We start from the raw sequence: 26,769 nt of genomic DNA, 5'->3' as shown, positions 1-26,769 counted from the left end.
ACCCCCATGAAACAACAGCTAGTAATTCAACCTGGTCAAATGACTTTGGATGAAATTCGTCACGTTTGGCAGAACGCCCCCCAATTAGCCTTACCCCAAAGTGCGGTAACCGCTATGCAGGCGTCATCGGATATTGTGCAAAACATCATTGCTAAAGGCGACCCGGCCTATGGTATTAATACAGGCTTTGGTAAGTTGGCTCAACAACGCATTCCGGACGAGGACTTAGAGCAGCTACAAAAGAACCTGATTTTGTCGCATTCAGTGGGTGTAGGAGAGCCCATGAGTGAAGCGGTGGTGCGATTGATCATGGTGTTAAAGGTGGGAAGTTTGGCACGTGGTTACTCTGGGATCCGTCCTCGGGTGGTACAGACTTTATTGGATATGGTGAATGCAGGGGTGACCCCGCATATCCCAGCTAAAGGCTCTGTGGGGGCTTCGGGCGATTTGGCGCCCTTGTCACACATGACCTTAACGCTCATTGGTGAAGGGCAGGCTTTTTACCAAGGCGAGTTAATGAGTGCGGCCGCTGCGATGGCTAAAGCCGGCATCACACCTATTGTACTGGCGGCAAAAGAAGGCTTAGCCTTAATTAACGGTACCCAAGTCTCCACAGCATTGGCCTTGCATGGCCTATTTAAAGCCGAGCGTTTATTTAACAACGCGGTTCTGGCCGGAGCATTAAGTGTAGACGCTGCCAAAGGCAGTGATTGGCCTTTTGATGAGCGCGTGCATGCAATTCGCGGGCAGCCCGGTCAAATATATGCGGCAAAACTGTATCGTGAACTATTAGCAAGCAGTGCTATTCGTCAATCCCATGTGGAAAATGATGAAAAAGTTCAAGATCCCTATAGTTTGCGTTGTCAGCCGCAGGTCATGGGCGCTATCTATGATTTGATCCAACAGGCCAGCACGACCTTGTTAATCGAGGCAAACGCCGTCACCGATAACCCCTTGGTGTTCCAAGGGCAAGACGGCAAACCGGATCAAGTGATTTCTGGGGGCAACTTCCACGCTGAGCCCGTCGCGTTTGCGGCCGATATCTTAGCGCTTGCCATTGCAGAAATTGGGGCGCTGTCTGAGCGTCGGGTGGCATTGCTGATCGATGCCAGCATTTCAGGTTTGCCTCCGTTTTTAGTGCCATCGGCAGGGCTTAACTCCGGCTTTATGATCGCGCACGTTACAGCAGCTGCTTTGGCGTCAGAAAATAAAACCTTTGCCCATCCTGCCAGTGTGGACAGCTTGCCTACCTCGGCTAACCAAGAAGACCACGTGAGTATGGCGACCTTTGCTGGGCGTCGTCTCGAGGACATGGCAGAAAATACCGCACAAATTGTGGCCATTGAATTGCTATGTGCTGCCCAAGGGGTGGATTTTCACGCTCCTTTAAAAAGCTCGCCGTTGCTCACTACAGTGCATGGTTTAATTCGTCAGTCAGTGGCTTTTTATGATGAGGACCGGTACTTGGCCTTGGATATTAAGGCGTTGCATCAATTGGTGGTCTCTAATCAGTTGGTCGAGGCAGTGGCGGACGTATTCGCGTAAGTTAAAAAAGCCTACACAGTATGTAGGCTTGTTCTGCACGCAAAAGAAAAGGCAGCGCAAGCTGCCTTTCATGCTTTAAGTAGCCGAGCTATAGTGATCAGCCAGACGGTTTAGGGCATGCGTTAAACACGACTTAATGACTGGGGCGAGCTGCGCAGCACGAGCCGTATCATAGGCATAAGGTGGGGTCTCATCCATATAATTAAGCTGAGTCAACTCTAGCTGTATCGCATGCACATGTTGATCAGGCTGCCCATAATGACGAGTAATATAGCCGCCTTGAAAACGACCGTTGGCTACGGCATTGTAAGGGCCTTTACCAGCTAACTGAGCGAGTTCTTCAGCCAAGCCAGGCAACGCGCTGTGATCGTTAGCCGTACCAAAATTAAAATCAGGCAAACGTCCCTCGAAGAGGCGGGGAATATAGGCCCGAATCGAGTGCGCTTCCCATAACAACACATAACCATGCTGACGCTTAATCCGTGCGATTTCATCTTTTAAGGCCTGATGATAGGGCTGCCAATAGGCGTGACGGCGGCGTTCTTTTTCGGCCTCATTAGGTAAACGATCGGTTACATAAAGCGTTTCTTCATCAAAGGTGTCAATGGGCAACAGACCAGTGGTGTTCTGACCTGGGTACAGATTTTGATCGGTAGGTGGGCGGTTTAAGTCAATCACATACCTCGAGTAAACGGGCTTTAAAACAGAGGCGTTCATCTCCTCTGCAAAGTCATAGAGCCGGTCTAAGTGCCAATCTGTGTCGTCTAGGCGTCGTGCTACAGGGGTCATCGTAGCCAGTAGCTCATCGGGAATATGAGTGCCTAAATGAGGGATAGAAATTAACAAGGGCGATTGGCCTTGGTGTAGTAAGGGAGCATGTTCCATAGTCGTTAGTCTTAGTCGTTCTGCAGTAAATGGTTTAAGCTGTTGCGGTAGTTGTGCCACGCTTCATCCTCATGCGCATGGCGCCCTTGTTTGATGACGGGGCAGCCTGCTACGTACACATCCCGAATGGCTAGGCTACCGGCTCGCTCATTAAATACCAGTGCAGAGAGCCATGTTTCAGGTGTGTGTTCTGCTAAAATCACATCGTCCGTATTTAGCACAAGAAAATCCGCCTGTTGTCCTACATACAAGCCGTTAATGGCTCGACCCGAGGCCTGAGCCCCGCCGCTGACACAGGCATCAAACAGGTAATCAGCGACCGAAGGCTGCTGTTCGGAGCAAAGCACATTGCGTTGTTGATGAATTAATCGCTGACCGTATTCCAATAAGCGCAGCTCAGCGCGCCAATCCACTGCAATATGACTGTCTGAACCCACCCCAATGCGACCGTGGGCAGCTAAATAAGCCTGAGCCGGGAACAGGCCGTCGCCGAGGTTGGCCTCAGTGGTTAAACACAAGCCTGCCACGGCACCACTGGCGGCGGTACGGCGAATTTCCGAGCTATTTAAATGGGTAGCATGCACCAAGCACCAACGCTGATCTACGTCAAACTGATTCAATAACCATTCCACAGGGCGCTGCTGATGCTGTGCCATGCAAGCGTTGACCTCAGCCATTTGTTCGGCAATGTGAATATGAATGGGGCTATTCGGGAAATGGGCATCCATTAACTGCACCATCTGTTGCAAGCTTTCTGGGGACACAGCACGTAACGAGTGCGGAGCAACGCCATAAGCACGCTGTGCATTCGCAGGAAAGTCCTTTTGGAGTTCAAGCAGAATCTGCAACAGTTGGTCGGGGCTATTTAAAAAGCGTTCTTGGTCAGCACGCGGCGCTTGAGCACCAAAACCGCTGTATTGATACAGCACGGGCAGTAGAGTGATACCGATGCCGCTTTGCTGCGCCGCTTGCATCACGGCATGGGCTAGGGTGCTAGAGCAAGCGTAGGGGGTGCCATCGCTTTGGTGGTGCACATAATGAAATTCACACACCGAGGTATAACCGGCCTTGAGCATTTGAATATAGAGCCAGTGTGCAATCGCGGCGATATGTTCAGGTTGCAGTTTGGCAGCAAACCGATACATTAGATCACGCCAGCTCCAAAAACTGTCTTGGGCTTGACCACGGTATTCGGTGAGTCCTGCCATTGCACTTTGAAACGCATGCGAATGCAGATTTGGCATGCCAGGCATTACTGGGCCGGCTAAATAAGGTAGGGCGATGCGATCCTGTGCAGTAGGAGCAAGATTCACCTCTGTTAAGGTACCGTTGTGATCCCACCCTAAGAGCACATGGGGGTGCCACACGTGATCAATTCGTGCCCAAGGCGCAATAACACGATGGCTCATGCGGGCCTCCGATTGTCGATACTGATTACACCGTGGCGTACCACCAGCGCGCACCGTTCTAAGCCTAGCCAATACACCAGTTCAGCCAAATCATCGATATCCCATGCCACAAAATCGGCTTTGTGGCCTACCGCTAGTTGCCCTGTTACATCGGGATGACCCAAAGCGCGTGCGGCGTGTTGAGTGACGCCCGCTAATACCTCTGGCACCGACAGCCTGAAAAGCGTGCTAGCCATATTCATGGTGAGCAAGAGCGAGGTACAAGGCGAGGTGCCGGGGTTACTATCTGTGGAAATCGCCATCGGCACCTGATGGTGGCGCAGCAGGTCTATGGGGGGAAGCTGGGTTTCACGTAAAAAGTAAAACGCCCCCGGCAACAGCACGGCGACTGTGCCGGCTGCTTTCATGGCAATAATGCCGGCTTCGTCTAAATACTCTAAATGATCAGTAGAAAGGGCGTGGTATTGAGAGGCCAACACCGAGCCACCCATATTCGACAGTTGTTCAGCATGCATTTTTACCGGTAGGCCTAGCGATTGAGCGGTTTTAAAAATTTGTTCTGATTGCGCTAGGTTAAAAGCAATGTGTTCACAAAACACATCCACAGCATCAATTAGGCCTTCGGCAGCTAACTGCGGCATCATGGTGGTGTACACGTAATCGATGTATGCATCGGCGCGTCCCGCGTACTCGGGCGGCAGGGCATGGGCCCCTAAAAAGGTGGTGCGGATCGTAATGGGGTAGTGCTTAGCTAAGCGACGCGCTACGCGTAGGGTCTTGGCCTCGTTGTTAAGATCTAAACCATAGCCTGACTTGATTTCAATAGCAGTCACGCCCTCGCGCATAAGAGCAGATAAGCGTCGTGATGCTTGATCGTAAAGGGTGTCCTCGCTAAGCGTACGTGTGGCATTGACTGTAGAAATAATGCCACCGCCTTGTTGGGCAATTTCTGTGTACGTGGCGCCAGCTAAACGCAATGCAAACTCTCGGGCGCGGTGACTGCCATACACCAAGTGCGTGTGACAATCTACCAAGCCAGGGGTGACGAAGCGGCCGTGTAAATCGTGGGTGTGATCGGGATCTTGATACTGAGCAGGAAGCTGATCAAGCGGGCCTAACCACTGAATTTGGTCTTTCTCGACCACTAAGCAGGCTTGAGTGATGAGCTCATCCGGCTGGGCAGTTGGCGCTAAGGTGCAGTTTTTCCAAAGGGTTACAGACATAACTGGGCCTTTATGGATTAAGAGGCTGAATATGAGCAACGACTAAAGCACTGTCTGTGCTTTGTGGTATGGAGTGCAACGTAGACGAGGTGGATGATACGGTTACATAGACACTATCGCCTGTCTTTAGTGGCATGTGTTGTTGGTCAAGCGTTAAGCTGTGATTGCCTTGAGCGCTGTGAAATACATAGTGACCCATACGTAATTTTTCTTGATGGGGCTGATGCCAACAGACCACATCACCTTGGCCGGCGGAGCGTCGCACCATTAAATTAAAGTCAAACGTTGGCCCTGTGGGCAATTCGCATTCGATGGCGTCTTCCCCAGCAAACGCAAGGGGCTGAAACGGCAGCAACCGATGAGAGTGCTCGGCGTTGAGGTGATGCAAAACCATAGCCTGCCCGGCGATCAAGACAATATGCCGGTCAATGCCAGGAAATGACGAAAATGGCCCTGCTTGTTCAACGGCTGCAATACTAATACGCCACGAGAAAGTTTCAAAATCACTCTGGGGCGGGTAACTGAACACTTCTTTGGTGCTACCACCCCCATTTTTCCAGGGGGTAGCGTGTAAGTCTGAGGCAGGAATATAGTGCAACGTAGTCTCCATAACGCTTTGCTTGCTTTCAATGTATATACAAATGAGCTTGGTTTAATACTACCCTACAATGCTATTGCATGGTTTATTCCTAAGCCTAGGGAAAATACGGAGCCATCTCACAGATTTTGGATAGCGGATTCACTTCTCATGAGCCTAATAAAAAGCAAACACATCAACACAGAAAAAACGCTAAACGCCTTAACGGTACTGTTGACCATTTTTTTGGTCGTTTCGATTTCCATTCAAACCTTCATGGGATCAGATAGCGGTTTTAATCAAGCACACCACAACAAAATCGAGTTTTGGATTTGTATTTATTTTCTTTTCGATTTTTTTATTTTGTTTTGTCTGTCTAAAGATAAAAAACGGTTTTTTTTAAGGTATTTTCCGTTAATTATTTTTTCTATTCCGTATGCGTATCTTTTGGATGTGTTTTCCATACCTATTTCTGCAGAAATGACGTATATGCTGAAGTTTCTGCCTATTGTGAGGGGTGGGGTCGCGTTGTCGTTCCTAACCCAACTGGTAGTACGCAATAAAATCACGGGTTTATTTATCTCGTATGTGTTTATTTTTGCCTCGGTGTTTTACTTTCAAACCTTGATTTTTTATATTTTTGAAAAAGGGGTGAATACAGAGGTACAAAGCTATTATGATGTGTTGTGGTGGGCAGCCATGACCATTACCACTGTGGGGTCGACCATTATTGCGCAGACAGCGGTAGGAAAGCTTGCTACCACTACGCTAGCCGTCGTGGGGATGACGACATTACCTATTTTTACGGTGTATATCACGTCACTGGTTCAACGTTTTAATCAAACCGATACGCTAAGCGTGGCGACCACAGCACTACCTACAGACCCTGCCGCATCAATTGAAAAATCCACATAAAATAACCATTCCAACAACAAAGCGAGAACGCATATGGGGTTAAGTTTAGAGTTTTTGGGTACCGGTGATTCGGCGCAAGTGCCTGTGTACAACTGCTTGTGTGTGGCTTGCCGACGGGCTCGTGCAGACAGTCATTTTAGACGTCGGCCATGTAGTGCGGTGGTGCGTATTGCTGGCCAGCAATGGCTGATCGATGGGGGGCGTATGGATTTAGCGGAACGCTTTCCTGCCCCGATGCTCACAGGGATTCTCCAAACGCATTATCATCCCGACCATGCCCAAGGTTTGCTGCATTTGCGTTGGGGGGTCAATATGCAATTGCCGGTATGGGGGCCAGTGGACGAGGTGGGTTTTGCGGATTTATACAAGCACCCCGGCATTTTGGATTTTTCCCAACCATGGCGGCCATTCGAGTCGCGGCGTATCGCCCACGTCACTGTTACAGCGGTGCCATTGCAACATTCCCGACCGTGTATGGGCTATGTGTTTGAAAGTGCTAAAGGGCGTGTGGCGTATTTAACGGATACGGTGGGTTTGGCGCCAGAAACGCAGGCGTGGTTAGCGCAGCGGCCATTACGTTATTGTATTGTGGATTGTACGCACCCGCCTCAAGCCACCCCACCCCGCAATCACAATGATGTGCCTTCGGCCCTAGCCATGTGTGCTGAGCTCGATATAGAGCAAGTGTATTTGACTCATATTTCTCATGAAATGGATCAGTGGCTAGAGACCCATGCCGACGAGCTACCGTCTCATGTGCAGGTAGCTCGCGACGGCATGTTTTTATTTTGTTAAGGTTGTATGGCGTAAACGCAGTGCGTTGCCCAATACAAATACGCTCGACAACGCCATGGCTGCCGCAGCAAAAATAGGTGACATTAACAGCCCAAAGCTGGGGTAGAGAGCACCCGCTGCAATGGGAATAAGTGCGGTGTTATAGGCGAAGGCCCAAAATAAGTTTTGTTTGATGTTTTGTAAGGTGCGTTGTGATAGTGCGATGGCTTTAGGTACTCCCATCAAGTCGCCCGACATGAGCACGACTTCAGCAGCCTCCATGGCCACATCGGTGCCTGTGCCGATAGCGATGCCAACATCCGCATGGGCTAAGGCGGGCGCATCATTGATGCCATCACCCACAAACGCCAAGGTGCCATAACGTTGGCGTAAGGTTTCAATTGCTTGGACCTTACCCTCTGGCAAGACTTCTGCCATCACCTCGTCAATGCCAAGCTGCTGGGCAATAGCCTGTGCAGTATGGCGGTTATCGCCGGTGATCATAGCGACTTTTAGCCCCTGTTGGTGCAGCGCTTGGATGGCAGCAGGTGTGCTGTCTTTAATCGGATCGGCGACGGCTAAAATAGCGGCGAGCTGACCATCAACCGCCACGTACATGGGGGATTTGCCCTCACGCCCTAGGCGCTCTGCCGTGGCCTCGAACGCAATCACATTTAGCCCTAATTGGTGCATGAGACGGTCTGCCCCAATCTCTAATTGACGCTGTGCTACGGTAGCACGTACCCCAAACCCTGTTAATGACTCAAAGTGCTCGACCGGCAATAGACTTAGCCCTTCCTGGGTTGCCGCGTCCACGATGGCGTTGGCAATGGGGTGTTCAGAGCGGGCTTCGATGGACGCTACCCAGCTTAAGACCTCTGCCCGTTCATAGCCCCGTTGTAGCTCGAAATCGGTTAGGACGGGGCGTCCAGCAGTTAGTGTTCCTGTTTTATCGACGGCGACAATACGCGCCTCTTGGAGACGTTGTAAGGCATCGCCTTTACGAAAGAGAATCCCCATTTCGGCACCACGCCCTGTGCCCACCATAATAGACGTGGGCGTAGCCAGACCCATCGCACACGGACAAGCTACAATTAACACAGCCACAGCATTAACTAGCGCAAAGGTTAATGAAGGGGTCGGCCCTAGCCACCACCAAAGGCCAAAGGTGATCAAAGCCAAGGTAATCACGGCGGGTACAAACCATAAGGTCACTTTGTTGACCAAGGTTTGAATAGGCAATTTGGCGCTTTGAGCGTCTTCCACTAAGCGAATAATTTGGGCTAAAACGGTAGCACTGCCTACGGCCTGTGCGGTAAATTGGAACGAGCCAGTTTGGTTGACCGTGCCACCAATGAGCTCAGCGCCTTGGGTTTTCTCGACCGGAATCGGTTCACCAGAGATCATGGATTCATCCACATAACTATGGCCGTCGGTCAAAACGCCGTCTACCGGAATACGCTCACCAGGTCGTACCTCAATCACATCGCCTACGCGTACCTCTGCAATAGCTATTTCGTGACTTTGCCCATCGCGATATACCCGAGCGGTTTTGGCCTGAAGACCGGCTAAGCGTTGAATGGCCGCCGAGGTACGCCCTTTAGCACGCGCTTCTAAGTAGCGTCCTAGCAAAATAAGGGTCACAATAACGGCCGCTGCCTCGTAGTACACATGCACAGTTTGCGCGGGCAGGAGCGCAGGCACAAAGGTGGCAATCACCGAGTAGCCGTAGGCTGCCAGTGTGCCCACTGCGACGAGTGAATTCATATCGGGGGTCAGGCGTTTGAGTGCTGGTAGGCCCAACTGATAAAAAGAGCGACCGGGATAAAACAACACCACCGTGGTGAAAGCGAACTGCACATACCAATTTAGCTGTTGACCTAGATGTTGGTTGAGCCATGTATGGATGGCTGGAATAGCATGCGCCCCCATTTCAATGAAAAACACAGGCAAAGTAAACACAGCAGCAATCAACAAATGCCGCTTTAAGGTAAGGGCTTCTTGTTCTTTTTTATGTTGAGTCGCGTCGGTTGTGGTGTCCGTAATCGCCGTCGCGGGATAACCGGCTTTGTCTGCTGCGGCAATTAGGGCTTCAGCAGAGGCTACACCCTGAATCGTGGCCCGCTCAGTGGCTAGGTTCACATTCACCTCAAGCACTCCGGGCACCGCCGCTAAAGCCCGTTCCACCCGACCCACACACGAGGCACAGCTCATATCGGCAATAGCAAGCTCGATACGCTGTGGTTTGACTGGATAGCCAGCTGCTGTGACGGCGTCTATTAAGGCGGCGGTGGTGGTGTCAGGCGTGGTTTGCACCACCGCTTGTTCAGTGACTAGGTTTACGGTTACCTCATGAACACCGGCGACCCCACGTAACGCTTTGTCGACTCGACCTACACACGAAGCGCAGCTCATGCCTTCGATGGGTAATGTATGGGAATGCAGGGTAGTGTGTGGGGTAGTAGACATAATCGGTTCCTGACAGACGCGGTCCATGGGCAAAGCGACGCTTTTTTAGACCAGTACAATAACTCTCTATATAGGCTAAAGCTTAACCTAAGGTTAAGGTCAAGCGTGAGCTTCAAAAGGGCGTGTTATTCTCCACAAACGTATGCTTAACTCGACCGCATTATTCGATAATAAAAACATCCCCTATGACTGAAGATCTCCTTTTTAAATATGCTGTTGCCGTTATAGCAGCATTGTTGTGTTTGGCTGCGCTGGCTGTACTACGACTGCGCTTGCATAAACGGCACCTAAGCATGACCAGAAAAATAACGCTGCATGCTTTGCAGACCACTTTTTTGGTGTTGCTTATCTTATCGGGCCGCAAGCTGGTTCAAGATGCAGTCAGTGATTACCACCTTCATCAAAGTCTATTGAACCCTATTAATTGGGCCACGTTAATCCTGATCGCTACTGCCGTATTGCGCTTAGCTTTCTTACTTATTAATTTGATGGAAAAAAATCAAATTAGCAAAGGCAATGATCCCACCACCGCTCGATTGATTTCTCGAATTCTAAAAATCATTCTGTTTTTTATTATGGCTTTAAGCTTGGGCGAGCATTTTGGGCTTAGTTTATCGGGCCTGATGGCGTTCGGAGGCATTGGTGGTATTGCATTAGGTTTGGCCAGTAAAGATGTGCTCAGCAACTTCTTTTCGGGGGTAATGCTGTTTTATGATCGACAGTTTAATATTGGCGATTGGATCAGCTCGCCGGATCGAGAAATCGAGGGCACGGTACAGGAAATTGGTTGGCGTATTACGAAAATCCAAACCTTTGATCAGCGCCCTTTGTATGTTCCTAATTCCTTATTTTCCTCGATCAGTGTACAAAATCCGGGGCGTATGACGAATCGACGCATTACGGCTACGATCGGTTTGCGTTATGACGATGCTGATAAAATCGAGGCCATTGTGCAAGCGATACGTACCATGTTAGCGCAAAACGATCAGCTTGATCATACTCAAACCACATTGGTTTATTTCAATGCCTTTGCGGATTCCTCGTTAAATATCATGGTGTACTGCTTTACTAAAACCACAGAATGGGCTGAGTGGCTTGAGGTACAGCAAGAGGTGTATTTAAAAATTATTGCCCTCGTTCATCAACATGGGGCTGACTTTGCTTTCCCCACACAAACCTTGTATACCGTTGCACCGCCCTCTGCGGATCCCATGACAGCCCACTCAGCCCCGTGAAATAAATCGAGGCGTATGCTTACAGACGTTAAAGACTACATCTGGTTAAGCTATTAGGGTCACTGTCTGAAAAGGAGAGATCGTATGCGAAATAAATACTGGATTGGCTTAGTTTGTACAGGCGCTTTAGTTCTAGCGGGTTGTTCCACCCCAACAGAAATTACCACTACAGATGGCCGTACGGTGGTCGCCCCTGACAAACCCAAGGTCAATAGCAAGGACGACTTTATTCGCTATAAAAAAGACGGCAAAGAAGTCCACATTAATAAAAACGAAGTACAAAAAATGGAAGAAGTAAAATAGTAAAAAGGCCACGCACGATGGTGTGTGGCCTGTAGCTGAGTTAGTGCGAAGAGTAAAAGTCCCGGGGTGGGTCGATCACGGCAGCCACTACCCCAACACGAACCACAAAGTCGCCAAAACATTCGGCATCGACCCGTTCGCGCGACCAGCGCCCGATCAGCTCATCCAAGTGCTGCAGTATTTCTTCTGTGCTGATGTTTTCTTTGTAGAGACGAGGGATACGTGTGCCAATTCGGTTGCCACCAAGGTGTAGGTTGTAACGGCCAATTGCTTTACCAACTAGCCCAATCTCTGCTAGCATTGCTCGCCCACAGCCATTGGGACAGCCCGTAATACGGAAAACAATGGCTTCGTTATCAAGTTTATGTTTGGTTAATAGCGCTTCGATTTGATCAGTAAACGAGGGCAAAACGCGTTCTGCTTCAGCCATAGCAAGGGGGCAGGTGGGAAGTGATACACAAGCCATCGAAGCATGGCGTTGTGAACGTAGGTGGGCGTCCATCAGACCATGCTCTATCGCAAGCTGTTCTATTTGAGCTTTATGTTCTGGTGCAACATGAGCCACGATAAGATTTTGATTGGCGGTTAACCGAAAATCGCCTTGATGAATACGGGCAATAGCGGCTACACCCGACTTAAGAGGGCGCTCCGGAAAATCTAATACGCGTCCGTTCTCGATAAAAAGGGTTAAGTGCCACAGACCCTCACTGTCTTGTTGCCAACCAATGCGGTCACCGCGTTCTGTAAACGTGTATGGCCGAATAGGTTCAAAGCGGCAACCCATGCGTTGTTCGACTTCGGCTTTAAAAACATCCACACCCACTCGCTCTAAGGTATAACGCGTTTTAGAGGCTTTGCGATCGCTGCGATTACCCCAATCGCGCTGGGTGGTTACCACAGCCTCCGCTACTGCTAGCGTATGGTCTAGACTCACAAAACCGAGTTCTTTAGCGGTGTTAGGGTAGGTGGCTTCATTGCCATGCTCCATCGATAAGCCACCGCCGACTAACACGTTAAAACCAACCAGTTGCTCATCCTCAGCTATAGCAATAAAAACAAGGTCGTTGGCGTGTATATCCACATCGTTTTGAGGGGGGATAGCGACAGCAGTTTTAAACTTTCTAGGTAAATAGGTATCACCTAAAATAGGTTCGGCTTCGTCTTCGCTGCTATGTAGCTTTTCACCATCAAGCCAAATTTCCGCATAAGCCCGGGTGCGCGGTAGCAGATGCTCAGAAATCTTTTTTGCCCACTCATAGGCTTCTTGGTGTAGTGAAGACTCGATAGGGTTCGAGGTACACAACACATTACGATTCACATCGCCTGCTGTGGCGATAGAGTCCAAGCCTAAATGATGCAGCCATTGGTGCATGGGTTTGATATCGTCTTTTAATACGCCGTGAAATTGAAAGGTTTGACGGTTGGTTAAACGAATGCTGCCGTACAAGGTATGTTCGCTAGCAAATTGGTCTATGCCTAGCCATTGTTTGGGGCTAATAATGCCGCCCGGTAATCGGCACCGTAGCATGACGTTTTTCAGTGGCTCTAACTTTTGCTCTAACCGTTCAGTACGCACGTCTCTGTCATCTTGTTCGTACATGCCATGAAAGCGGATGAGTTGGAAGTTATCGCCAGTAAAACCGCCGGTTAACTCATCGCTTAAGTCCTGACGAATGCTGCCCCGCAAATGTTGGCTTTGCTGTTTTAGACGTTCGTTATCTGACAACGGTGCATCGGGAAGGCGAGCACGAGGATCGGTGGAAGAAGTCGAGTTACTCATAATCATCACTTATTAATAAACATCACGTTGATAACGGCGCTCGTCACGCAGCTGATCGAGATAGGCTTCAGCGTCTCCTGAATCCAGTGCGCCATGCGTTTGGATAAGAGCAATCAGGGCAGCTTCAACGTCTTTAGCCATGTGGTTTGCATCGCCACACACATACACGTGCGCGCCTTGTTGTAGCCATTGCCAGAGGGTAGCGCCTTGCTCTTGAACACGATGTTGGACGTAGGTCTTAACATTGGGATTTTGGCGTGACCAAGCAAAATGGGTGTGTTGTAGCAGTCCTAGTTTGTGCCAGCGTTGCCATTCACTTTGATAAAGAAAATCGTCAGTAAAGCGCTGATTGCCAAAAATAAGCCAAGCGCCACCACTGGCTTCGTCCGCTTCGCGTTGCTGCATAAAAGCACGAAAGGGTGCAATACCTGTGCCAGAACCAATCATAATGATGGGAGTGCTTGGGTCGGGTGGTAGCCTAAAACGAGGGTTAGGCTCTACAAAGACTTCAAGTTCATCGCCTTCTTCTAACTGCAAGCCTAAATACGCTGAGGCCGCCCCTGCATAGGGCTGATTTTCATGTGTGTATTGCACCAGACCGAGGGTGAGATGGACTTCTGGGCCCACTTCGGCTTGGGATGAGGCAATGGAATACATACGCGGAGTAAGAGGGCGTAAAAAGTCCACCCATGCTTGAGCGCTAAGCGCTGCAGCAGGATAACGCTGTATGAGTGCAAGCAATGGCGTATGCCGAGCCAATGTGTCCAATGCCGTTGGTTCAGTAATGCATTGTAATAACTCAGAGTTTTGGCTGAGCTCAGCCCATTTTTTTACCATTACCGCAGAGTTTTGCGTGAGCTCAAGATGCTGACTTAGGGCGTCTTGAAGTGTTAACTCTAGTCCAGTGCCCAACTGTACCGTTTCCTCACCTGTGAAAGGAAGCGCGTCAAGAAACGCCTGCACGATATCGGGTGTATTCTGCACATAAACGCCCAAGGCATCGCCAGGTTGATAGCTTATCCCGGAGTCACCTAAGTCAATTTCCAGGTGCTGGACATTTTTATTCGCGGTGCGGGCGGTAATTTTCTGTTTAGTGACCAAGGTGGCCGTAAAGGGTTTGCCCTTAGTGTAAGAGGGAGCGCTTGCTGCGACAGGAGACGAACTGGCCCCAACAGAAGGGGCATGACGCAACGTCAACTGCTCGTGCAACACGCCGCGAATATTTTGACGCCATTGGGCGGCTTCGGCTTCGTAGCTTAGGTCGCAATCAATGCGTTCAAATAAGCGCGTGGCGCCCAATTCAGCGAAGCGTTGGTCCAGTTGCCTGCCTGCCTCACAGTACAGCGGATAAGAGCTGTCGCCCAAGGCTAATACCGCAAAACTGAGCTGACTTAAGTCAGGCGCGCGTTTACCAAATAAAAACTTAGCAAATGAAATGGCTTCCTCGGGGTAGTCCCCTTCACCTTGTGTAGAACATACCACCAACACGATATCTTCTTCGGCAAGTTGACGCGCTTTGTAGTCGCCCAAGTTTTCTAGGCGCAGGTTAGCGTGCAAGTCCTGTAGCTGTTCGTGTAGCTGTTCAGCGATACGACGCGCATTACCGGTTTGTGAACCGGACAAAATTAAGACTTGACGCGTCACCACAGCGGTTGCGCTTTCAGGGTGAACGATAGGTAAAGGCTGAGCGGAATCAGAACCACTTAACAGCGCGGTGTTTTGCAGGCGTGCCCAACAATAACCAGAAAGCCACGCCAGCTCATGATCTGTTAGTGTATGAACCCGGTTTAATAGATCATCAGAAACCATCATGCGGGCGCTCCTTCACTGTGTTCAATCATGCCAGCCGCAACCGTTTGGTGTGTGGCGTCGTCAATTAAGATAAAAGCGCCCGACGCGTGGTGGTCAACATAACGATGCGCAGCAATAGGGCGTTGTAAGCGTAAGCTGACACGAGCAATATCATTCATTTGCAATGGGGCTTGCACCGGTTTTTCTTCTAAATCAGTCAGGTCCAAACGCCCGTGCAGTTGAGTCACTTTGGCATACACGGTTTGAGTGCTGTGCTTAAGCCAGTATTTACGATCGGGATTAAGAGCCGCCGTATCAAACCAACACACAGTCGCCTCAAGATGTTGGCTAGTTTGAATGGGATGCTCAAAGGCGACTAGGGTGGAGCCGCGTGAAATATCTAGTTCATCGTCTAAGGTCAGAGTAAGCACGTCTCCGACTTCAGCCTGAGACTGCTCGCCTTGGAGCCCATATATGGCGCGGATGGTGCTACTTTGCTGGCTTGGTAAGACACGAATACGTTGTCCAACCTTGAGGCGACCTTGTTCTAAACGGCCTTGGTAGCCTCTGAAATCGTTTTGTTGGCTGCCGCCCTGACGTGCGACCCGTTGGACAGGAAATAAGCCATATGTATGCGTGGCAGAGGTGTATTGATGGCGTTGGCTAGGTAGCTCGGCCAGTAACGCTAATAGACTGGGACCGGTGTACCACGGCATATGCTGACTTGGGTGCACAATGTTGTCACCATGCAGCGCAGAAATCGGCACAAAATGCACCGATGCGATTTGCAAGCGTTGCGCTAGATGAGTATAGGCCGAGACGATGGCGTCATAAGCGGTTTGATCATAATGAAGTAAATCCAATTTATTGATAGCCACCACAATATGCGCGCAGTTCAGTTGCTTAAGCAGTACGGTATGGCGCAGCGTTTGTGGCAAGAGGCGCACGGGTTGTTGCTGCGTGTCGATACGACTTGCATCAATAAGCACAATCGCCGCGTCTGCGGTAGAGGCGGCTGTCACCATATTACGGGTGTATTGTTCATGCCCCGGCGCATCGGCCAAGATAAATTTTCTTTTAGAGGTAGTGAAATAGCGGTAAGCCACGTCAATGGTGATGCCTTGCTCACGTTCTGCCGAGAGCCCATCGGTAAGCGCTGCAAAGTTGGGCAGCGCTGTGGGGCTTTGCTGATGATGAAGCTGGTCGATTTGATCGCTTAGTAGGGCTTGGCTGTCATAAAGTAAGCGTCCAATTAATGTGGACTTGCCGTCATCGACATTGCCCGCAGTGATTAAACGCAATACGGGGTTTGGGTTTAGCGTCATGGAGGATCCTGAGTCGAAGGAATTAAAAGTAACCGGCACGTTTGCGTTCTTCCATGGCAGATTCCGAGAGGCGATCGTCCATACGAGTGGCACGACGCTCGGATAACGTGCTTTGAGCGGTTTCCAAAATAATGGCTTGGGTAGAGCGAGCGGTGCTGGCGACAGGGCAAGTGCAGCTAATATCGCCTACTGTTCTAAAGCGCACGGATCGCACTTGGCTTTGCTCGCCTTCCTGTAAGGGGGTCAGTGGGGTGACGGGAACCAATAACCCATTGCGCTCAACCACCTCACGCTCGTGAGCAAAATAAATACTTGGAAGAGCCAGGTGTTCACGCTCGATGTATTGCCACACATCGAGTTCAGTCCAATTTGAAATGGGAAACACACGCATACTTTGATTAGGATGTAAGCGCGTGTTATAGAGAGACCACAGTTCTGGCCGCTGATTTTTTGGATCCCACTGCCCAAATTCATCGCGAAACGAAAAGATGCGCTCTTTGGCACGCGATTTTTCCTCATCGCGTCGCGCTCCGCCCATTAAGGCGTCAAATTGATGGGCCTCAATGGCCTCAAGTAGCGTGACCGCTTGCGCTGCATTACGTGAGTCATTGGCATGGCGCAACACCACAGAGCCGCGTTGGATGGAGTCCTCGACATGCGCTACGATTAGTTCAGCGCCTGTTTGCGCAACGATGTGGTCTCTAAAATGAATCACCTCTGGATAATTATGTCCTGTATCTACATGCAGCAAACTAAATGGCAGCTGCAAGGGGTGACCGGGGACTTCAAAAGCCTTACAAGCCAGTGCTAACAGTACAACGGAGTCTTTGCCCCCAGAGAAAAGCAAAGCAGGACGCCGTGCTTCGGCAATGGTTTCACGAATAATATAAATGGACTCGGCTTCTAGCCAGTTCAAATGGTGGTTATGAAGTAACGACATGGATTAGCTCTTAGGAATACAAAATGAGGGCGTAAATAAGGATTACGTTGTGTGCAGACCGCATTCTTTACTGTCTTGGCTTTCCCACCACCAGCGTCCCGCACGTAAGTCTTCGTCCTGACGAATGGGTTTGGTACACGGCTCACAGCCTATGCTGGGTATGCCTTGGGCATACAAGGGGTGACGAGGAAGATCATAGTGCGCGGCATAGGCCCAAATATCGTGTTGAGTCCAGGCGGCCAACGGGTTGAGTTTGGCTAGGCCATGCGTCGCATCCCATTCGTGTTTAAGCAGCTGAGCACGCGTAGTGGCTTGTTCGCGCCGTTGACCCGTAAGCCACGCATCGTAAGACACTAAGGCGCGTTGTAAGGGCGCGATCTTACGGGCATAGCAGCAGGCCTTGCGGGCGTCGAGGTGACGATAAATATCAGAGAAATCGTACTCGTCAGCAAAGCGATCTAATTGACTGAGATCAGGTGTGTATTCCAACCATGAAATCGTTGCATACTGAGCGCGTAAAAGAGTGAAGTAATGCAGAGATTCGGGGTGTAGCTTGCCGGTATTTAACACAAACGCATCCACCGTTAATCCCAAGCGCACTAAGGCATCGGTAATAATGACGTCCTCGATTGCCAGGCTATGGGCAAGGCTTAGCCGATGAAACTGATGCGCCCACTGCGTCAGATCGTGCTCTAAGTCAGCCACCAACGAAGGTAACCGTGCCATGTCGGCAGCAGTGCTGGGCGGGATCTTCCAGAAATGAACGGGGGCCAAAGGAGTCATGGTCATAGCTCAACAAATGAATCAGTAGAAATTCATTGTAGGTAGACACAAGCGCTGAACCATCGACTTTCTGGTTCTATGAATATGGCAATTTAAAAATAACTTAATAAATTTTTTTATCTATTTAGATATAACTAAGATAATAAAATAGATAAAAATTTTTAATATAAAGCCTAACCAGATCGCATCCTACACTAAATGAATCGTTTCCCATTTCACGTAGGTTTTGCATGAATTATTTTCCTATTTTCGCCTCATTAAGAAATCGCCCCGTATTAGTTGTTGGAGCCGGCGAAGTGGCTTGCAGAAAAATAGAATTGCTACGTCAAGCAGGGGCGCAGGTCAAAATCATCGCCCAGCACCTCAGCACAGAGGTGCAGCACTTAGTGGATGAAGGGGCGGTAAGTTGGTGGAAAAAAGATTTTCAAGCTGATGATGTAAACCACGCTGTGTTAACCATTGCGGCAACGAATGATGCAGAGCTAAATCAGCAAGTCGCCTTGGCCGGAGAGGCCTATTTACGTTTAGTGAATGTGGTGGATGATCCGGCTTTATGTCAATTTATTGTGCCCGCTATTGTGGATCGCTCGCCGGTGCAAATAGCGATTTCCACTGGGGGGGCGGCTCCTGTGTTAGCCCGGCAAATTCGTCAAAAACTTGAACAAGAGCTACCACAGCATTTAGGTGCGATGGCACAGCTTGCCCAGCGCTTTCGTGCCGAGGTCAAAACACGGCTGGCTACCTTATTGGCCCGGCGTTTGTTTTGGGAGCGGCTTTTTACTCAGCCTACCTTTTCCCATTTGGTGGCTCAAGCGCAGTGGGATGCCGCATCGGCTTACCTTGTAAACGAATTAGACCAAGCGTCTCAGCACACACCTCGAGGGCTAGTCAGCTTGGTAGGGGCGGGCCCCGGTGATGCTGGCTTGCTGAGTCTTAACGGCTACCAAGCGTTGCAGGCTGCCGACGTAGTGCTTTACGATGCCTTGGTGGGTGAGGGCGTACTGGATTTAATACGGCGTGATGCACAACGTATTGCAGTAGGCAAACGGGCGCACCTTGACAGTGTGTCGCAAGCAGAGACTAATCGCTTGTTGTTGCACTACGCCCAACAAGGGCTTAGGGTGGTGCGCTTAAAGGGTGGTGATCCGTATGTCTTTGGCCGAGGTGCTGAAGAGGTAGAAGTGCTTAAAGCAGCAGGGGTGGATTATCAGGTGATTCCGGGCGTAACGGCGGCGTTAGGCGCCACGGCAGCAGCAGGCATTCCATTAACCCATCGGTCTTATGCCCAGTCAGTCGTGATGGTTACCGGACACTGCCGCCCCGAAGGCCATGAGGTGAATTGGGCTGGCTTAGCACAAGAGCGCCAAACTCTAGTGATTTATATGGGAACCATCAAGGCCACTGAAATCACCTCTGAACTGATGGCTCACGGCAAAGCAGGCAGCACCCCAGTGGCTATTATTAGTCAAGGTTCTTTGCCTACCCAGACCGTAGCTCGAGGCCAATTAGCTGAATTACCTCAATTAGCCCAGACGGCTCAGCGTCCGGCGCTCATTGTTATTGGCGAGGTGGCGCGCTTAGATTTGAGTACAAAGGTGTAGGTGAAAAAGTAATGGTTTAGTTAGGTTTTGGTGTTTTTTGTTACAGACAGGCTTTGCTTCTTTCCCTTAAGATGAAATCACAGTTGTAGTCGTGTGTAGTTTTACGCGTAGTTAGCCATTTCTTTCTCTATTAAAAAGGACACAGCTATGAACGTAACTAAAAAAATCGCGATAGCTTTATTGTTGGGCTCATCCGTTGCTTTAACAGCAGGGTGTTCCGTGGTGCGGAATCAAGAAACAGTAGGCGAATACGTTGATGGTGCTGCTGTAACAGCGGAAGTAAAAGCACGTTTAGCGAATGATCCTGATACCTCTGCGGCAAACATCAATGTAAAAACCATTGATGGTGGCGTCGTTCAACTTTCTGGTTTTGCAAAATCTGAGCGTGAAAAAACACGGGCAGGCGAAGTAGCTCGCTCTACTAAAGGCGTAAGCCGCGTTATTAACGATTTGGTCGTTAGACGTTAAATATTTTATTACGCCCTAAAGGTCATTGATTTTCAATGGCCTTTTTTATTGGAAGTGGGCTTTTTATTTCATTAGTGCTACCCTGTTAAGGGACTCCGTGTTGATAATTATTTAACCTAATCCGGTATTCTTTTATGACAGATAACGCTACGTTACGATGCGCCAAACTGTTTTTATTACGAGCATTTATGCTCGTTTTTTTATTAGTTGGTAGCACTTTATTCACACACACCACGGCTTGGTCCCAAACGGTAGAGCCTACCCCTGCTGACCCAAGGCTCAGTTATGAGGGCTTAGCTGAGGTGCTAGATAACGATGAGCTGCGCAGCCAACTTATCCAGGAATTGCGCGACCTAGCGCAAACAGAACCCGCTGCTGCTGCCACGCCTGCTGCCAATGACCTTGGGGTACTCAACGAAACAAATACCCCAACCACCGTAAAATCAAATCAATGGATGACGGCATTGCAGTATTTTGCTTATCAGCTCCATGTGGATTTGAAAGCCTCATGGGCGGTTCTCAAACAGGTGGTAACACAAGACCCACAAAAAATAGAGCAAATTAAACGTTGGCGTGCGCCTGTGTTGGGTCTATTGATTGTCGTGGTACTAAGTCTACTGATCTATGGCATAGGACGACGCGTGGCAACGCCACTTTTTGCTCGGCTTAATCAGTGGGCACACCGTCCGCCCACCACCGGTCACTGGGTGTTAACGCGCTCGTTACGCTTTAGAAAGCTGATGGCGGTTGCTGCCGCTTTATTGGTGGATTGGGCGACCATTGTGGTGGCGGCTTTGGTTGGCTATGCCGGCGTGGTAAGCCTAAACGGGGCCGACCCTAGCTCTTCCAGTGCGTTTTTAAGCATGCAGTTTTTAATGGCGTTTGTGGTGGTTGAAGGGGTGAAATCCCTGAGCCGTGCCGTATTTTCTACCCGTTATGAGCAGTTACGCCTGTTGCCAATTGGCTCTGCCAGTGCCCAATTTTGGAACCGTTGGTTCAGCATGGTAGTAAGCGTAGGCGGTTATGGGTTACGTGTGGTGGTGCCTTTACTGACCGTTATCTTGTCATCTGCCGTGGCGAATGTAGTGGGTACCCTCTTAGCCTTAGCGGTATATGCCTATGCCGTCAGTGTGTTATGGACCAAGCGCCATTCTGTGACGCAGACGTTTTTGGATGAGGCAAATCGGACAGAAAACGCAGTAATGGGAACCGTGTTACGAATCATGGCGCGGCTTTGGGTGTGGGTAGCCATACTGTATTTCACCGCATTGCTCGTGGTCACTCAGGTAACGCATGACAATGCTTTAGTCTTTATGGCTCAAGCCAGCGCACAAACCTTATTGGTATTTTTAATTGGCGGTATTTTGTCATTGGTGGTCAGTATTTTAGCCAATCACCGTCTGCATCTTTCTGAGTACTGGCACAACAACTTTCCATTATTAGAGGAACGGCTGAACTCCTACGTGCCAGCCTTACTGCGGGTAATACGTTTAGCCATTGTAATTGGCATGCTGCTGTGCGTATTTGATGCGTGGAAGCTATTTAACTTAAAGCAATGGTTACTTTCTGCCCACGGTCAAACTGTTTTAAATACGTTCATTCGTGTAGTGGTAGTACTGACGATTGCCGCGCTTAGCTGGACCTTACTGGCCAGTATGATTGAGCATCGGCTAACGCGTGCCACCGGCGTTAAACTGCCTACCGAGCGCGAAAAAACCTTATTGATTTTATTTAGAAATGCCCTTGCCATTGTGATTGTGACCTTAACGGTGTTGGTTGTGCTATCGCAAGTCGGCATAGATATTGGCCCGCTGATTGCTGGGGCTGGGGTGGTGGGTTTAGCCATTGGGTTCGGTGCGCAGAAATTGGTTCAAGACGTCATCACGGGCGTATTTATTCAGCTTGAAAATGGCATGAACCAAAATGACGTGGTGGAAGTGGCTGGGTTATTTGGTGTGGTAGAAAAACTGACCATTCGATCGGTAGTCATTCGTACCCTGGATGGCGGCTACCATCTGGTGCCGTTTTCTAGCATTGACTGTGTCGCAAACCACACCCGTGATTACGGCTACCATCATGGTGAGTATCTGATTAGCTTGCGTGAGTCGGTCGATGATGTGATAGAGCATATGCATGCTGCCTTTGCGGATCTAAAGCGCGATCCCGAGGTGGCAGAGTACATCTTAGAAGACATCAGCATTCCAGGGGTAACCAACTTAGGCAGCGCTGGTGCTACGATTCGCGTTTTAATTAAAACGGCACCAGGCATGCAGTGGGCCGTACAGCGCAGCTTTAATCGTTTGCTTAAACAGCATTTTGATGCGGCTGGAATTGAAATCCCTTATCCCCAAACGGTGGTGCATTTTGGACGGGATAAAGACGGTAATTCGGCCCCAGCGAATATTCATATGGTGGATGCGCTGGCTCAACGTCAGCGCAACCCTGAAATCATTCCGCCTACGCCCGAGATTTAACCCGTTAACCGGGTGGCAATAAACCGTTTAAACGGCGTCAAGCTATTGGCTGCTTTCAGGATAGCTTGGCGCACGGCACGAACGGGAGGCAAGTCATTGGTATACAGCGACACCACCAAATTGGTCGCGGCAAATAGCGGCAAGCAGCGTTGGTGGTGTTGGCGAGTATAGGCGGCTAATCGCTTTGGGTCTGCAAGGTCTTGGCCTGCGCGATAAGCAGCAATCACATGTTGAGCCAAACCGGCAACACTCCCTACACCTAGGTTAAAGCCGTGGGCTGTGACGGGGTGCATGCCTACGGCGGCATCCCCAATTAACGCAAAACGGTGGGCATGAAATTGCGTGGCATACACCCCCACTAAAGGGTAGACAAACCGTTCGCTAATGCGCTGCATAGCACCGAGTCTGAACTCATAACGTTCGCTGATATTCGTATCAAACTCCTCTGCAGGTAGGGCAAGAAGCTGCTGCATTGAGCTAGGGTTAAGCGTAAGCACCACCGAGGCACTTTGATCATTTAACGGTAATAAAGCCCGTGTCTGCCCATAACCAAACCATTCCCATGCAATATGATGGTGAGGTTGGCTGTGCTTGACGCGAAACACCATCATGCTTTTTCCAAAATCACGCACATGAGCCTGGATGCCCATTGCACGGCGTGTCTCTGAAAAACGACTGTCTGCGGCCACCAACAGTGGGGCACGAAGCGTTTGCCCGTTGCTTAAACCTACCTCTGCATAATTGGCATGCACCTGGGTGCGTTCAATTAGGGCGTCAGTAATAAGTTGGACTCGATCTTGCTGTGCCATACTGTCGTAGGCGGCTTGCCGTAATACATGGTTAGGCACCAGCCAACCCAATTGCTTTTTTTGGCCTAATTCAGCGTGAATGGTCATTCCACTGGAGGCGGGGCCATCTAAGACCTGAGCGTGGCGAAGATCGGATACATCGTTAGGATGAATCCGATCCCAGATGCCCCATTGGTGGAGTAAATGACGCGATTCATGGGTGAGGGCAATTTCCCTGCCATCAAACGCCGGCTGGGCAATAGCTGTCAGCGCTAGGCGTTCCAACACAATACTTTTTAAGCCAGCTTGAGCTAAGGCTATTGCTAAACACAAGCCAGTCGGACCTGCACCAATGATAATGACATCTGCATGCATGAGGCGTAACCTTAATGGGGATGAGTGAAAGCATTCAGTCTAGCGCTTGGTACGAGCCTAAGTATTGATTTGTCACAAATCGCAGGCCTTAAGGTTAAGAAAGGTGAGGATTATTAATAATTAAAAAGCCTAATAAGGACCCCACTGATTAGGTAGAACTGTGTGATAATGTATCTAAAAATACTAAAAAATAAATAGTCAGTGGAGTGGCATACAATAAGTTACAGATTTATTGGTAGTTATAGCTAAGCCATATAAAAATATAGGTAATTCAAGCAGCAAAAGTAAAGGCTACATATATGAAAACCAAAGTACAAAAAAATATAGATCTATTACGTTTGGTTTTAATGGTAACCGTAGCCACCGGGGTAGTGACTTTTCTGAACGTGTTTTACGCTAGCTATCAGGTGCAGCGTACTCAGCTTGTCGATGCCACCTTAGAAAGCAATTACAACTACGCCCAAAAACTGGCGTCAAGCACCGAAGATTATTTACAGGCGGCTCAGCAGCAATTAAAAGTCAGCGCCCAGCTTATTGGCAATATTTACAACGATGCGGCGTTATTAGAAAAAGAAGCAGAGCGTTTACGAACCCAAACAGATAGCTTTAACTCGGTGGTCATTATTAATAACACCGCCAAAGTCCTGGCTGCTTCGCCTGAAACCTTGCAAATTGTAGGCGATCAGATTCAAACGCCCGGGGTACAGCAAGCTTTAGCGCAACAAAAACCGTTAATTAGCAAACCGTATTTGTCTGCTGTGGGTAATCTCATTATTTTTATTTCACAGCCAGTCTTTAATACCCAGGGCGAGTACTTGGGTTTAGTGGGCGGTAGCTTATACCTGCGCCAGCCAAGTATTTTAAATCGATTACTGGGTACGCATTACTACCGCGATGGTTCGTATTTATACGTGGTTACCCAAGACAAGCAGTTAATTTATCACCCAGAGTCCAATCGTATTGGTGATGTGGTGAACGCCAACACCGCAATTAATGCTGTAACGCATGGCGAGTCCGGACGCCAAGCTATCGTTAATAGCCAAGGGGTGGATATGCTCGCTGGTTATGCCTATATTCCCAGCGCAGGGTGGGGGGTGGTGGCCCAGCGCCCGTTAGCGGCGGCTATTGCCCCTTTAGATGACTTAATGCAGCGCGTTATGTACAAAACGATCCCGGCAGCGGTGTTGATTTTGCTCATCGTGTGGTGGTGTGCCCGCCAAATTTCAGCTCCGTTACGCTTACTAGCCGAAAACGCGCGTAGTATGCACGTGGCAGAAACTGAAGGGAAAATTAAAAAAGTAAAATCATGGTATTTTGAGTCGCTAGAACTAAAAAATGCCATGCTTTTAGGCATGAGTTTATTTAAAAGTAATATTGATAAACTGAATAAAGACGTAAATACAGACCCTTTAACTGGGTTGCATAATCGGCGCAGTTTAGAAAACACGCTGCTTTATTTGCATTCTAAAAAAATGGTCTTTTCAGTGATTTCTGTGGACATTGATCATTTTAAGCAGGTGAACGATACGTTTGGCCACGATGTGGGCGATGTGGTGTTGCAGCGCTTGGCCCAAATGATGCGCGAAGTGTCGCGCGAGGCAGACTTACCCTGTCGGGTAGGGGGCGAGGAATTTTTACTTGTGCTACCTGGGGTAGCGGCCAAAGGTGCTGCGCAAATTGCCGAACGTCTACGTATCAAAGTCGAGTCCACTGTTATCCCTTCAGTGGGGGGTATTACTATTTCGTTGGGGGTGGCCTCGTGGCCGCATGATTCAAACGATATTCCAGCCGTTTTAAAATGTGCTGATGAAATGCTTTATAAAGCCAAACGCCAGGGTCGCAATCGGGTCGAGGTCTATGATTTATCAGCCGGGACGTTGATCGACGCGGGGGCTCCAGAGCGGCACCGTGTAGTGAACTAAAAACCAACTAAACGCCAACAAACACAACGCCAAACTTAGCTGATACGCCGCTAAGGTCCATTGGGGCCACCAAATAGGCAATAAACTGCGTACTACCGCAGCCACAAACACACATAACAGTGCTGCACTAAGGCCTGGTAACGCTTTCATAGGGCGCCCAGTATGGCCTAGGCTGACCCGAGCCATCATTGCTAGGATAATCGCCAACATGCTACCTATGGTTAAAGCATGAACAGCTAAATCTAAAGAAACAGCTTGCCATAAATGAAAGAGCCACAATAGCGCACCCACAATAATAAAGGCATAGCTTAAGTGCAGGCCCCATAACAAGGGGTGGCGCCAACAGCGCAGGGGTTGCCAACGGATGAGTCGGGCTGTGTTAGCAATAATAAGCACACCTAATAGCAGGCTCAGTAAGCCGGTTGGGCTAGGCATGCCAAGCAATTGGGCCAGCATGAACAGACAGATAAGTACGGTACTAATTAAAGCAGGTTTTTCATAATAGCTAGGAACGGGGTCTAGCGTTACTTTAAGTGCTCGTGAGGTAAAAAAGGGAATGACTCGGCCGCCTAACAGCACGATTAGCATCACCACTAACCAAATAGTTAAATGTGCGCTGGCTTTTACTAGCGAGGGGGTGCCATGCCATTGCCCCCAATGCATCGCAAAGTTTGCTCCCGCCAGGGTAAATAGCACAGGCACAAACACTAAATTCCGCCATTTTTTAGCGCGGATAACCCGATTAGCTAGAATCAAAGCGACCACCGGTAAAAACGCCACATCAAGGACTGCTAGCCAACCAGGGTCTATGCCCATAGGAAAAGCCAACAAGACGCGAGCGGCTAGCCACAAACTAACCACCCCCCCTAAGGCCAGCCCTTTGACGCTAGCTAAGCCTGTCCATGTTTGTACAGCGGTAAGCAAAAAGCCAGCCACAATGGCACACACAAAGCCAAAAAGCATCTCGTGCTGATGCCACCACACCATGCCTCCAAGCGGTTGCAAAGGTGCGTTACCACGCCAAAAGGAAAGCCACACGAGCATGGCTACGATCAAATACGCCGACCCTAGCCAGAAAAACGGTCTAAAGGCTAAACCCGTTTTAAAGGGAGAAAAGGACAGCGTCGTTTGATTAGAGGGGGATTCCATACCATTCCTTTAGAAATTACACCGTGTGGAACAAGGCG

General features: G+C 49.5%; 21 protein-coding genes. 9 read left to right on the top strand and 12 right to left on the bottom strand.

The window, feature by feature from the left end:
* The first annotated feature begins 6 nt into the window (after positions 1-6).
* Positions 7-1,545: a histidine ammonia-lyase gene (gene hutH / locus GGR41_RS07060; protein WP_167661229.1), complete on the top strand. Its 1,539-nt coding sequence runs from the start codon at positions 7-9 to the stop codon at positions 1,543-1,545.
* Positions 1,546-1,620: 75 nt separating this feature from the next.
* On the opposite strand, the gene hutG is transcribed toward hutH, so the two are convergent.
* Genes hutG through GGR41_RS07040 form a run of 4 tightly spaced genes read right to left on the bottom strand, consistent with a single transcriptional unit; the run spans position 1,621 to position 5,672 of the window.
* Positions 1,621-2,430, bottom strand: coding sequence for an N-formylglutamate deformylase (hutG, locus tag GGR41_RS07055; RefSeq protein ID WP_167661228.1), 810 nt, complete (start codon positions 2,428-2,430; stop codon positions 1,621-1,623).
* Positions 2,431-2,441: 11 nt separating this feature from the next.
* Positions 2,442-3,839, bottom strand: coding sequence for a formimidoylglutamate deiminase (locus GGR41_RS07050; protein WP_167661227.1), 1,398 nt, complete (start codon positions 3,837-3,839; stop codon positions 2,442-2,444).
* Positions 3,836-5,062, bottom strand: a complete 1,227-nt coding sequence (gene hutI, locus GGR41_RS07045; protein WP_167661226.1) for an imidazolonepropionase — start codon at positions 5,060-5,062, stop codon at positions 3,836-3,838. Before hutI ends, GGR41_RS07050 begins: the two co-directional genes overlap by 4 nt.
* A gap of 10 nt (positions 5,063-5,072) precedes the next feature.
* Positions 5,073-5,672, bottom strand: a complete 600-nt coding sequence (locus GGR41_RS07040) for a HutD/Ves family protein (protein WP_167661225.1) — start codon at positions 5,670-5,672, stop codon at positions 5,073-5,075.
* A 138-nt stretch (positions 5,673-5,810) separates the two neighbouring features.
* Between GGR41_RS07040 and GGR41_RS13130 the strand changes: the two genes are divergently transcribed.
* Together GGR41_RS13130 and phnP are read left to right on the top strand one after the other, a co-directional pair.
* Positions 5,811-6,554 carry an ion channel gene (locus GGR41_RS13130; RefSeq protein WP_167661224.1) on the top strand — a complete coding sequence of 248 codons (744 nt, stop codon included), beginning with the start codon at positions 5,811-5,813 and terminating at the stop codon, positions 6,552-6,554.
* A gap of 33 nt (positions 6,555-6,587) precedes the next feature.
* A complete protein-coding gene (gene phnP, locus GGR41_RS07030) occupies positions 6,588-7,349 on the top strand; it encodes a phosphonate metabolism protein PhnP (RefSeq protein ID WP_167661223.1) in 762 nt (253 codons plus the stop codon).
* Here phnP and GGR41_RS07025 read toward each other — a convergent pair.
* Positions 7,338-9,797 carry a heavy metal translocating P-type ATPase gene (locus GGR41_RS07025; RefSeq protein WP_209279765.1) on the bottom strand — a complete coding sequence of 820 codons (2,460 nt, stop codon included), beginning with the start codon at positions 9,795-9,797 and terminating at the stop codon, positions 7,338-7,340. The two genes, phnP and GGR41_RS07025, sit on opposite strands and share 12 nt — an antisense overlap.
* Before the next feature lie 185 nt (positions 9,798-9,982).
* Here GGR41_RS07025 and GGR41_RS07020 point away from each other — a divergent pair, with 185 nt between their 5' ends.
* Together GGR41_RS07020 and GGR41_RS07015 are read left to right on the top strand one after the other, a co-directional pair.
* Entirely contained in the window at positions 9,983-11,032 is a 1,050-nt protein-coding gene (locus tag GGR41_RS07020; protein WP_167661221.1) for a mechanosensitive ion channel family protein, read from the top strand.
* A gap of 84 nt (positions 11,033-11,116) precedes the next feature.
* Entirely contained in the window at positions 11,117-11,335 is a 219-nt protein-coding gene (locus tag GGR41_RS07015) for a YgdI/YgdR family lipoprotein (RefSeq protein WP_167661220.1), read from the top strand.
* 40 nt (positions 11,336-11,375) lie between these two features.
* Here the strand turns inward: GGR41_RS07015 and cysI are convergent, their stop codons facing one another.
* Genes cysI through GGR41_RS06990 form a run of 5 tightly spaced genes read right to left on the bottom strand, consistent with a single transcriptional unit; the run spans position 11,376 to position 17,960 of the window.
* Positions 11,376-13,115: an assimilatory sulfite reductase (NADPH) hemoprotein subunit gene (gene cysI, locus GGR41_RS07010; protein WP_167661219.1), complete on the bottom strand. Its 1,740-nt coding sequence runs from the start codon at positions 13,113-13,115 to the stop codon at positions 11,376-11,378.
* A 12-nt stretch (positions 13,116-13,127) separates the two neighbouring features.
* Positions 13,128-14,927: an assimilatory sulfite reductase (NADPH) flavoprotein subunit gene (locus GGR41_RS07005; protein WP_167661218.1), complete on the bottom strand. Its 1,800-nt coding sequence runs from the start codon at positions 14,925-14,927 to the stop codon at positions 13,128-13,130.
* A complete protein-coding gene (locus tag GGR41_RS07000) occupies positions 14,924-16,231 on the bottom strand; it encodes a sulfate adenylyltransferase subunit 1 (RefSeq protein WP_167661217.1) in 1,308 nt (435 codons plus the stop codon). The genes GGR41_RS07005 and GGR41_RS07000 overlap by 4 nt, the downstream gene beginning before the upstream one ends.
* Positions 16,232-16,253: 22 nt before the next feature.
* The gene (cysD, locus tag GGR41_RS06995) at positions 16,254-17,171 is read right to left on the bottom strand and encodes a sulfate adenylyltransferase subunit CysD (RefSeq protein WP_167661216.1); all 918 of its coding nucleotides are present in this window, start codon (positions 17,169-17,171) and stop codon (positions 16,254-16,256) included.
* Positions 17,172-17,213: 42 nt separating this feature from the next.
* Complete coding sequence (locus tag GGR41_RS06990; protein ID WP_167661215.1) at positions 17,214-17,960, bottom strand: phosphoadenylyl-sulfate reductase; 747 nt, start codon at positions 17,958-17,960, stop codon at positions 17,214-17,216.
* Positions 17,961-18,184: 224 nt separating this feature from the next.
* On the opposite strand from GGR41_RS06990, the gene cysG reads away from it, so the two are divergent.
* From cysG to GGR41_RS06975, 3 genes are all read left to right on the top strand, one after another.
* Positions 18,185-19,555: a siroheme synthase CysG gene (cysG, locus tag GGR41_RS06985; RefSeq protein ID WP_167661214.1), complete on the top strand. Its 1,371-nt coding sequence runs from the start codon at positions 18,185-18,187 to the stop codon at positions 19,553-19,555.
* 147 nt (positions 19,556-19,702) lie between these two features.
* Positions 19,703-20,023, top strand: a complete 321-nt coding sequence (locus GGR41_RS06980; protein ID WP_167661213.1) for a BON domain-containing protein — start codon at positions 19,703-19,705, stop codon at positions 20,021-20,023.
* 134 nt (positions 20,024-20,157) lie between these two features.
* Positions 20,158-22,497, top strand: a complete 2,340-nt coding sequence (locus GGR41_RS06975) for a mechanosensitive ion channel domain-containing protein (protein ID WP_167661212.1) — start codon at positions 20,158-20,160, stop codon at positions 22,495-22,497.
* Here GGR41_RS06975 and ubiM read toward each other — a convergent pair.
* Positions 22,494-23,660 (bottom strand): 5-demethoxyubiquinol-8 5-hydroxylase UbiM, encoded by a 1,167-nt coding sequence (ubiM, locus tag GGR41_RS06970; RefSeq protein ID WP_167661211.1) that lies wholly within the window; start codon positions 23,658-23,660, stop codon positions 22,494-22,496. The two genes, GGR41_RS06975 and ubiM, sit on opposite strands and share 4 nt — an antisense overlap.
* Positions 23,661-23,959: 299 nt before the next feature.
* On the opposite strand from ubiM, the gene GGR41_RS06965 reads away from it, so the two are divergent.
* Complete coding sequence (locus GGR41_RS06965) at positions 23,960-25,582, top strand: sensor domain-containing diguanylate cyclase (protein ID WP_167661210.1); 1,623 nt, start codon at positions 23,960-23,962, stop codon at positions 25,580-25,582.
* Here the strand turns inward: GGR41_RS06965 and GGR41_RS06960 are convergent.
* Positions 25,526-26,731, bottom strand: coding sequence for an NnrS family protein (locus GGR41_RS06960; RefSeq protein ID WP_167661209.1), 1,206 nt, complete (start codon positions 26,729-26,731; stop codon positions 25,526-25,528). The genes GGR41_RS06965 and GGR41_RS06960 overlap by 57 nt on opposite strands.
* Positions 26,732-26,769 lie beyond the last annotated feature (38 nt).

The sequence above is a fragment of the Paenalcaligenes hominis genome, assembly GCF_011927625.1.
Taxonomy (GTDB): domain Bacteria; phylum Pseudomonadota; class Gammaproteobacteria; order Burkholderiales; family Burkholderiaceae_B; genus Paenalcaligenes; species Paenalcaligenes hominis.
This window is presented reverse-complemented; position numbering and strand designations above follow the sequence as displayed.